At 63.2% G+C, this 8,336-nt stretch carries 12 protein-coding genes and 1 pseudogene; 8 read left to right on the top strand and 5 right to left on the bottom strand.

Annotated elements, in window-relative coordinates; genetic code table 11:
• Positions 1–353, bottom strand: a 353-nt coding sequence (locus tag KBZ07_RS12455) for a hypothetical protein (protein ID WP_254931911.1), incomplete at its 3' end; no start/stop codon positions are given.
• 221 nt (positions 354–574) lie between these two features.
• Between KBZ07_RS12455 and KBZ07_RS12450 the strand changes: the two genes are divergently transcribed.
• Together KBZ07_RS12450 and KBZ07_RS12445 are read left to right on the top strand one after the other, a co-directional pair.
• The gene (locus tag KBZ07_RS12450) at positions 575–1,318 is read left to right on the top strand and encodes a C39 family peptidase (protein WP_254931910.1); all 744 of its coding nucleotides are present in this window, start codon (positions 575–577) and stop codon (positions 1,316–1,318) included.
• A gap of 34 nt (positions 1,319–1,352) precedes the next feature.
• On the top strand, positions 1,353–1,655 hold the full coding sequence (locus KBZ07_RS12445) for a hypothetical protein (RefSeq protein WP_254931909.1): 303 nt from the start codon (positions 1,353–1,355) through the stop codon (positions 1,653–1,655).
• Positions 1,656–1,658: 3 nt separating this feature from the next.
• Here the strand turns inward: KBZ07_RS12445 and KBZ07_RS16465 are convergent, their stop codons facing one another.
• Complete coding sequence (locus KBZ07_RS16465; RefSeq protein WP_396124053.1) at positions 1,659–2,150, bottom strand: thiamine-binding protein; 492 nt, start codon at positions 2,148–2,150, stop codon at positions 1,659–1,661.
• A 53-nt stretch (positions 2,151–2,203) separates the two neighbouring features.
• Here KBZ07_RS16465 and KBZ07_RS16335 point away from each other — a divergent pair, with 53 nt between their 5' ends.
• Complete coding sequence (locus KBZ07_RS16335) at positions 2,204–2,560, top strand: CopD family protein (RefSeq protein WP_254931908.1); 357 nt, start codon at positions 2,204–2,206, stop codon at positions 2,558–2,560.
• A 108-nt stretch (positions 2,561–2,668) separates the two neighbouring features.
• Here the strand turns inward: KBZ07_RS16335 and KBZ07_RS12425 are convergent.
• Positions 2,669–2,914: pseudogene (locus KBZ07_RS12425) on the bottom strand (sulfate ABC transporter permease subunit CysW); the annotation flags it as partial.
• Between KBZ07_RS12425 and KBZ07_RS12420 the strand changes: the two are divergent.
• The 4 genes from KBZ07_RS12420 (at position 2,795) to KBZ07_RS12405 (ending at position 5,852) form a co-directional block, all read left to right on the top strand.
• A complete protein-coding gene (locus tag KBZ07_RS12420) occupies positions 2,795–3,286 on the top strand; it encodes a class II glutamine amidotransferase (protein ID WP_396124051.1) in 492 nt (163 codons plus the stop codon). The pseudogene KBZ07_RS12425 and the gene KBZ07_RS12420 sit on opposite strands and share 120 nt — an antisense overlap.
• 29 nt (positions 3,287–3,315) lie before the next feature.
• The gene (chrA, locus tag KBZ07_RS12415) at positions 3,316–4,662 is read left to right on the top strand and encodes a chromate efflux transporter (RefSeq protein WP_254931905.1); all 1,347 of its coding nucleotides are present in this window, start codon (positions 3,316–3,318) and stop codon (positions 4,660–4,662) included.
• Between the two features lie 273 nt (positions 4,663–4,935).
• Positions 4,936–5,451, top strand: a complete 516-nt coding sequence (locus KBZ07_RS12410; RefSeq protein WP_254931904.1) for a GNAT family N-acetyltransferase — start codon at positions 4,936–4,938, stop codon at positions 5,449–5,451.
• The gene (locus KBZ07_RS12405; protein WP_254931903.1) at positions 5,448–5,852 is read left to right on the top strand and encodes a PPC domain-containing DNA-binding protein; all 405 of its coding nucleotides are present in this window, start codon (positions 5,448–5,450) and stop codon (positions 5,850–5,852) included. The genes KBZ07_RS12410 and KBZ07_RS12405 overlap by 4 nt, the downstream gene beginning before the upstream one ends.
• On the opposite strand, the gene KBZ07_RS12400 is transcribed toward KBZ07_RS12405, so the two are convergent.
• Together KBZ07_RS12400 and KBZ07_RS12395 are read right to left on the bottom strand one after the other, a co-directional pair.
• Positions 5,836–5,964, bottom strand: coding sequence for a hypothetical protein (locus KBZ07_RS12400; protein WP_254931902.1), 129 nt, complete (start codon positions 5,962–5,964; stop codon positions 5,836–5,838). The two genes, KBZ07_RS12405 and KBZ07_RS12400, sit on opposite strands and share 17 nt — an antisense overlap.
• Positions 5,965–5,988: 24 nt before the next feature.
• Entirely contained in the window at positions 5,989–7,305 is a 1,317-nt protein-coding gene (locus tag KBZ07_RS12395; protein ID WP_254931901.1) for a glycosyltransferase, read from the bottom strand.
• A 327-nt stretch (positions 7,306–7,632) separates the two neighbouring features.
• On the opposite strand from KBZ07_RS12395, the gene KBZ07_RS12390 reads away from it, so the two are divergent.
• Positions 7,633–8,336, top strand: a 704-nt coding sequence (locus KBZ07_RS12390) for an outer membrane protein (protein WP_254931900.1), incomplete at its 3' end; no start/stop codon positions are given.

Below are 8,336 nucleotides of genomic sequence, written 5' to 3'. Positions count from 1 at the left end.
CGAAAGAGGCGGAGGGCAACGGGATAGAAGACGGCTTCAAAGCCTCGACTAGGCGCGGACCCATCAAAATCCTTGGTCCTGATGGCGGGTATCTCTCGAGAGGTGTCAGGATCTTTGTAGAAGCCGAACACATCGAGCATGCATTGATCGAAGCATATTGGAACTTCGAGCTTGGCACGCTCAAGTTCCTCTGGCTTCCATTCACCGATCGCATAGCGGCACTCCCTGATCTGTGGGTCTCTTACGCAAAGTGCAGCCAGGCTGCGCGCTTCCTTTAGCGCGATGATGTTCTGATCAAGGCTTGTAGACCGAAAGCCCTGCGCCTGGACTGCAGAACCCAGCAGCAGTGGCACAAAAAAGGCGGCAAGCAGAGAGCGTAATCGCATAGGCGTTGGCCAGTAAGAGATCTTACGCCCAGCCTGCAAATAGGAAAACCATGCAGATTTTGCATGGTTTTCCTATTTGCCACTGTTGTCTTGCTCGACCATGGCGCAGCAATGTTTGTCATAGACCAAGCCAGTGGGGGATCCTCCTGCCAGCTGGTTCGGCAACAGCAGTGGAATGCCTTGCTGCGATGTCCACCTCCTCTGCTGCCACTCCCGCCGCCCAGGCACCGTTCACAGCTGAACGCTGGAAGCAGTTTTGGAACGCCTGGAAGAAAGAGCCCCAGCAACTCGAGGGAATCGAGCAGTTGCGGCTCGCCGTCATTGCTGCCGACCCAGCGCTCCTCACCGAGGCCGCTCCCTGGCGGCAAACCTTCTCGTCGTCTCCGCCGGCTCCTGAGGCCCAGGCCCATGCCAATCCCCTGCAGGTGGCCTGGGAGAACCAGAACGACAACGCCTCCGGTACCGGCTACCGCGAGTGCTTCTCCAGCAGCTGCGCCATGCTCGCCCGCTTCTGGGGCAAGGTCAGCTCAGACGACGAGTACAACGCCATCCGCGCCAAATACGGCGACAGCACCAGTGCAGAGGCCCAGCTCTCGGCCTTGCGGTCCCTGGGGCTGACGGCCAACTTCGCGACCAACGGGGATCGCCAGACCCTGGAGGAGCAAATCAACCTGGGCCGGCCGGTGGCGGTGGGCTGGCTGCATCACGGTCCGGTGTCAGCACCCTCAGGTGGCGGCCATTGGAGTGTGGTTATCGGTTTCACCGATATGGCTGCCATTCACAACGACCCCAATGGGGAAGCCGATCTGGTCAGTGGCGGTTACACCGCTAACACCAATGGCGCCGGCCAGCACTACAGCTGGAAGAACTGGCAGCCCCGTTGGCAGGCCGATGGTCCAGGCACCGGCTGGCTGCTGAGCTGCCACCCCTGAGCAGGCAGAAGACAGTCCCACAGAAGCAAAGACCATGAGCGATGCACTGCCGCCGGTAACGCCAGGCGCACCTCAAGGTGCACCCCAGGGGCCCAAGCCGCCCTTTGATCGGCAGCGGTTTGTCTTCCAGACCCTGGCGGTGGTGATCGGCACCCAGCTGCTGATCTATTCGCTCGCTGCTGGGGTCTGCGGCCAGCGGGCACTGGCGGGCCGGCCAGTTGGTCAGATCTGCCCAGGCACGCTGGAGCAACTGCAGGGCGGCTTTGATTCGACCCTCAACCTGCTGCTGGCGCTCTTGGGGGGAGCAGCCATTTCAAGGGTGACGCCGGGCTCCTGATCACTACGGTGAACAGCCAGAGTGGATGAGAGGGGAAGTAGCCATGGCCCGCTTTGAGGCACTGATCACACCGGTCGCTGATGGCCAAGCACTGCGCGCTGCGCTCGAGCAGATCGCCCAGAGCTGGGGTGCGGCCCTCACCTGGCTGGATCGCCGCAACGCCTCGATGGACCTTGTTGCAGGCGGTCTGCCAGTAAAGCTTCTGCTGGAGCTGCGGCGCGGCGATGTCCTGGGTGTTCTGGTCTCCAGCCAGGAAGGGATGGGCAGTGCCTGGACACTGGCCACTTTGTCTTCCATGGTCTGGTCCTTGTCAGTGCGCGTACTTACTTTCAAGTTGGTGTAGACGCGCAGGCATCCCATGGCGTGCATCACCTGGTGGCAGGCCTCGATCGCCGTGCCATTCGGGTGCAACTGGAACTTGAGGCCCGCCTCAGTGAGCACCTTCTCGGAGGCAGCGATGTAGGGCACCACGCATAGATCAACGATCACCTTCATGGTCAGACCCGGCACATTGCACCCATCGTGGAGGCACCTGCAAAGGAGCTGCCGTGTCTGTTTTTCCGCTGCTGGTGATTGTTCATGCCCTGGCCGCCACGGTGTGGACCCGCGCCTTCGAGGAGGTCTTCGAGCCGCTGGGGCTCACGGCCTTGGCTATTCAGGTGCTTACCGGTCTGTGGATGGGCTGGATCTATCTCCCCGGCTTCCAGGGGCTGTTCAGCACGACCAACCCGATCGGCATGTTGGTGGGCGTCAAGCTGTTGCTGCTGGCTGGCACTGCCGCCCTGGCCCTGCACGCCCGGTTGCGGCTGATCCCCAACCTCACCGACGCCAACCTGAGCGGCCTGGTCTTGCACATCCGCGGCATCACCGCCCTGGCGATCGCCTTTTGGTGGTGGGGGCTCTGATCCGGCTGGGCGGGCTGCTCTGAACAGACGAGCATGGAGAAGGGAGCTCCTATTGGGATTGGGGTGTTGGTCCTGCCACCTCTGCAAGGCATCGGCCCTCAGCAACCCTCAGTTGATCGGCTTGCTCTCCTTCACCCCACCCATCACCTGTTCGACCACCAGCTTCAGCAGCAGCGACACCAGACCAACTCCCCCCAGGATTAGGGCAGCGCCGTAGGCCAGTTCAGTGTCGTATTGCTTGTAGGCGTCTTCAATAAAAAGCGGCAGGCTTTGGGTTTGGCCGGCGATGTTGCCGCTAACCACTGCTACGGCGCCGAATTCACCGAGCGCACGGGCGGTAGTGAGGATCAGGCCACAAACCACTGCGCAGCCCAACTGGCAGAGCAGGGTACCTTCAATGCCCTGATCAGCAACGGCCAGTGGCTGTTTGTTACAGCAACCAGCCGGCTCCACTGGCTGACGCGCCGGGCGCCGTTCTGCAAGGCCACGCTGGCGGATCCGCCGCTGCAGGTGGATTTTTCGGCGCTCACCACGTCCAACGATGTGGTGACCATCCTCAGCACTGAGCCGCTCACCACCGACGAGCACTGGCAGCCCTTTCAGGCCGGTGAATCGCTGCTTTTCTGCGCCGGGGAGGTAGTCCAGTGCGGCCGCCATGGGGTCAGGCCTATCCCCATCCCTGCGAGCTCGGAACCAGTCGCCGCTGCCCAGACTCCTGTGCGTTGATATTGACCGTGCCCGCATTGCTCACGCCCGTGACCACTGGACCCGTCAGAGCTGTGAGCCTTGCTGAGGCCTCGCGCTTTTGGTTCCAGCTGGGCTGGGTGAGCTTCGGGGGGCCGGCCGGCCAGATCGCCCTGCTGCATCGGGAGCTGGTGGACCGGCGCCGCTGGCTCTCGGAGCGGCGCTACCTGCACGCCCTCAACTACTGCATGCTGCTGCCGGGGCCGGAGGCCATGCAGCTGGCCACCTACCTGGGCTGGTTGATGCACGGCATACCCGGTGGCCTTATCGCCGGGGGGCTGTTCGTGATCCCCTCGGTGTTCGTGCTCACGGCCCTGGCCAGCGTGTACGCGCTCTGGGGGCAGCTGCCGCTGCTGGCCTCGGTGTTTGCCGTGCTCAAACCTGCGGTGCTGGCCATCGTGCTGATGGCCGCCTGGCGCATCGGCCGCCGCACCTTGCACACGCCCCTGCTGGTGGCCCTGGCGATTGCCGGTTTCCTGGCTCTGGCCCTGCTGGATCTGCCCTATCCGCTCGTAGTGATCGCAGCGGGCGTGATCGGTCTGCTGACCGCCCGCTGGCGACCGGGCCTGTTGCTCAGTGGTGGCTCCCATGGAACAGCGGCGGCCAACGCAGAAGCCAATCGGCCTGATGCCCTACACGACGACCACACGGATAGTCCCGAGCACGCCCGCTTCTCCCGCCGGCGCCTGGCCCTCACCCTGTTGATCTGGGCCCTGGCCCTCCTGCTTCCTCTTGGGGGCCTGGTGATCGCAGGCGGCTGGAGCGGCACCCTGGCGCTGATGGCGCGCTTCTTCACGCGGGTGGCGCTGCTCAGCTTTGGCGGGGCCTATGCCGTGCTGCCCTACGTGGCCCAGGGGGCGGTGGAGCAGTTCGGCTGGCTATCGGCTCCGCAGATGCTCGACGGCCTGGCCCTGGGTGAAACCACGCCGGGGCCACTGATCATGGTGGTGGCCTTCGTGGGCTTCATGGGCGGCTGGAATCAGTCCATCGCAGCTGGCTTGAGCCCCTGGCCCCTGGCCCTGGCGGCGGTGCTGGTGACGGTGTGGTTCACCTTCCTGCCTTCCTTTGGCTTCATCCTGGCCGGCGCACCGCTGGTGGAGGCATCCAGAGGCGACCTGCGCTTTGGGGCTCCACTGAGCGCCATTACGGCCGTGGTTGTTGGGGTGATCGCCAGCCTGGCGCTGTTCTTCGCCGGCCCGGTGCTCTGGCCCGCCGGAGCCTTCAATCCCTGGGCGGCGCTGGTGGTTGCGGTGGCCTTGTTTGCCCAGCTGCGGCTGCGTTGGAGCGTGCTGCAGGTGATCGGTGCAGCGGCGGCCATTGGTGCACTGCTGGCAGGGGTGGCGAAGCTCTCAGGCTGATCGCCAGCCAACACAACAAAGCCCGGAGCGTTGGCCCTGGGCGCAGCTGTGCGTGGGTTTGTGCGTGGCAATAGCCGTGATCGTTTTCAGATCAGAGGATTTTCAGTTGTGAGCGGAGCTGCTGGCGCTGGCACCTGGGGCGTTGCAGTGGACGGCCGTTGCGGCCAGGAACCTCAATGATCCCCGGTCTTCACCGGGGGCAATGGGAGTTCATAAAGGGGGCTTCACAGCTGACGCAAGGATGCGGCAGAACCTTCGTCCAGCTGACCCCAAGTGGCATCCCTCCTGCAGATCCGCCCCTATGTGCCGGCCGACTGGCCAGCGTTGTGGGCGCTGCTGGAGCCGGTGTTCCGCGCTGGTGAAACCTTTCCCCACGACCCGGCCATCACAGAGGCAGAAGCCCAGCTGGCCTGGGTGGAACAGAACCAGGCGGTGATGATCGCCGTGGATGGGGCAGGGGCCCTCGTGGGCACCTATTACCTCAGGCCCAATTCCCTCGAGCTGGGTGCCCATGTGGCCAATGCCGGCTATGTAGTTGCAGAGCACTGCCGCCGCCAGGGGATCGGCAGCCGCCTCTGTCAGCACTCGCTACAGGCGGCTCGGGTTCTTGGATTCCGGGCGATGCAGTTCAACCTGGTGGTTAGCACCAACACCGCCGGCATCCATTGCTGGCAGCGCAATGGCTTTCAGGTCATCGGTACTCTGCCGGGAGCGTTTCGCCACAGGCAGTTGGGTTACGTCGATGCCCTGGTGATGTTCCAGGGGCTAGTGGAGGGGCCTGCCCCATGAAGGTGGTGCCGCTGCGGTTGCAGCCGGGCGATGACCTGCGTCAGGCGCTGGAAACCTGGATGGGCAAGCAGGAGGAGCAGGCCGGCTGTGTGATCAGCGCTATCGGCAGCCTCTCGGTGGCCGAGCTGCGCTTCGCGGGAGCGGCGGCGGCCACAACCATTCGCGGCGACCTGGAGATCCTGAGCCTCTCCGGCACCCTTTCTGCCGATGGCGCCCACCTCCACATCGCTGTGGCCGACAGCAAAGGTGCCGTGATCGGCGGTCACCTCTGCCCTGGCTCGCTGGTGCACACCACCGCCGAGCTCGTGATCGGACTGCTGCCGGAGTGGCAGTTCCGGCGTGAGCGCGATCCCGCGACCGGCTACGCCGAGCTGGCTTTCAAGGCTAAGCCAGAGCGGTGATCGCGCGAAGCACCTTCAGCAGATCAGGGAGTCGCTGCTGGCTGGCCTGATCCGGCGGCAGCAACCGCTCGATCGCCTCATCGGGCACACCCACGTGATGGGCGACGAGCACCTGTCCGAATGCAGGTGCTGTGGATTACCGCATGCCGGCGAGGCGGGCCTCGATCGCACTGGCGGTGCAGGCCACCCCGTCCTCGCGGGCCAGCAGCTGCTGCAGCTCCCAGGCTCGCTGGCGGAAGCGAGGTTCGCCTGCCAGGGCTCGGATGCTGGCAGCCAGGGCCTCGGCGCTGAGACTGCTCAACCGGTGTGTGGCCGGGCTGACCCCGAGCTGCTCCAGCGTGCGTCCCCAGGCGGGCTGATCCGCAAAGAACGCCACCACCGTCGAGGGGATGCCGTGGCGCAGCGTGGTGGCGGTGGTGCCGGCACCGCCGTGATGAATCGCGGCCTGCACCCTGGGAAACAGCCAGCTGTGCGGACACTCCTCCAGCAGAAACACATCAGCCGGCAGGGCCGCTCGGGGCAGCACCCGGCCCCAACCGGGCGAGAGGATCAGGCGAACGCCAGCCAGCTGCGCTGCTTCCACCACCGCAGCCGCCAGCGCTTCTGGATCGCGGCTAATCATGCTGCCGAATCCGGCATAGAAGGGAGCAGGGCCGCTCTCAAGGAAGGCTCTCAGCTCCCGATCCGGGCTGTAGGGCGTAGGCAGTATTACCCCATCAGCCGTGCGGGGCTCGAGGAAGCAGAAGCCGGTGAGCGAGGCGCTCGCCTTCCAGTCAGCCGGGTGCGGCAACACCTGAGGACTGATCAGATGCAGCACCGGCGGATCCGCCAGATGGGCCGGTGGGGTGCGGCGGCTCTCGGCGCCGCCCCAGGGGAGGGGCTGCAGGCCCAGGCGATCGCGGCGAAAGGCCTGGATCACCCGGGCGTCCTGACGCCACTTGAGCAGGCTGACCAGCCGGTAGCTGCTGCGGTTGAGCCGGCGGCGGATTCGATGCCTTGTGCTGCCGCCATTGCGGCTGGTTGGTGAGGCGGGGAAGCCCAGAAAGGGGAAATCCCCGGTGGCCATGATCGGCATGGGGCTCAGCACCACCAGGGGACACCCGGCGGCCTCTGCCAGGTGGTAACCCCACAGGCACAGCGGTGACACCAAAAGCAGATCCGTGCCCTCCATGGCGGCGTGGGCCGTCTCCAGCAGCTCACCCAGCAGTGCATCGGAGATCAGGCGCACTGGCTTGCCCTGCATCAACGCCAGGCCCGCCTCCGAGCTCAGCAGCGAGGTGAAGTCGCCCGGCAGGGGTACGAACGGCAGCGCATGGGCTTCCGCCACGGCCTGGAAGTTGACGCTGCCGATCAGGCTCACCTGATGTCTGAGGCGCTGCAGTTCCAGCAGGATCGCCAGGTAAGGCTGCAGGACTCCCCTGGAACCGACGGAGATCAACCGGACCTTGGCCATGCGGGAAGCCGCTGCTGCCGCGTGATCCTGCACGATTTCTGAAGCAGTTGAGGCCAGCCGGCAGATGGCCCTGAGCTAGACGAGGAGTCGTCAGGGCTTTCCAGCTGGGAACGAGCGCTATTGCCGCTGAGCGCTACGGAGGAGCCGAAAGAGTCGTAAAAAGCGGGAGTGGGATTGGTGAATGACTGCAGCAGATTGCCGGTTGCGACTTCAAAGAGATAGGCAGCGCCGGTGTAGCTGTTGTCTCCGAAAGAACCGGATTGACCCTTCCGGCTTTGCATGCATGAATAGGCCTAGCCTGCTGTGGATTTCTGATTTGCTACGTTCATGAAGGTTGAGCTGTCATCAGCCTTCTGGAGATCAGGTTATAGTATTGCCGACAAGCGTATTCGAGCGAGTGTGAGTTCACGGGTCTTTTTATCTTTCATGGTTTGTTGCATGAGCGCATTTGCTAGCCCTGCTAATGCAGAAGATCTCCCAGCCGAAGACAGTGCACCCTCTTCAAAGGGAAACTTATCCGGTCTTTATGTGACAGCAGGCGTTGGCGCAAATTGGCCAATTGACCGAGTGGGGAAAGGTGACCCAGGATCATTCACGGAGTTTTCCACTCCCGCATTTTCTACAGAAGTGGGTATAGGCTATGATCTCAAACCAGTTCGCCTAGAACTTGCGTACGCCCTCGATGCAAGCAAGCTAGAAGGTTACAACAGTGTTACCGGTCAGAATTATAAGTACAGTCAAGGCGGCCAAACACGCAAGGACTCCGCTTTCGCCAGCATCTACTGGGATCTGTTGCCAAGCAAGCGTTTATCGCCTTACATTGGTGTTGGCATTGGAATTTCATTTCTTGATGTTGGCGCATTTGCCGACCCTGGATTGAGCTACCAAGGCTATTCGAAATCATTGCTAGGCTATCAAGCAAAAGCAGGCCTTTCCTACGCTATTGATTATAAATCCAAAGTCTTCGCAGAGGCTGTATATCGCGGCACAAGTGGGTATGGCACTGACGATGGATATGACAAATGGGATAA

This window comes from Cyanobium sp. BA20m-14 (assembly GCF_024346295.1).
The sequence above is the reverse complement of the archived record's forward strand: the minus strand, read 5'-3'. Positions and strand labels throughout refer to the sequence as shown.

Bases quoted from the DNA above. Each gene is read 5' to 3' on its own strand.
- KBZ07_RS12405 (WP_254931903.1), top strand. From the start codon at position 5,448: ATGAAGGTGGTGCCGCTGCGGTTGCAGCCGGGCGATGACCTGCGTCAG.
- KBZ07_RS12450 (WP_254931910.1), top strand. From the start codon at position 575: ATGTCCACCTCCTCTGCTGCCACTCCCGCCGCCCAGGCACCGTTCACA.
- KBZ07_RS16465 (WP_396124053.1), bottom strand. From the start codon at position 2,150: ATGAAGGTGATCGTTGATCTATGCGTGGTGCCCTACATCGCTGCCTCC.
- KBZ07_RS12445 (WP_254931909.1), top strand. From the start codon at position 1,353: ATGAGCGATGCACTGCCGCCGGTAACGCCAGGCGCACCTCAAGGTGCA.
- KBZ07_RS12395 (WP_254931901.1), bottom strand. From the start codon at position 7,305: ATGGCCAAGGTCCGGTTGATCTCCGTCGGTTCCAGGGGAGTCCTGCAG.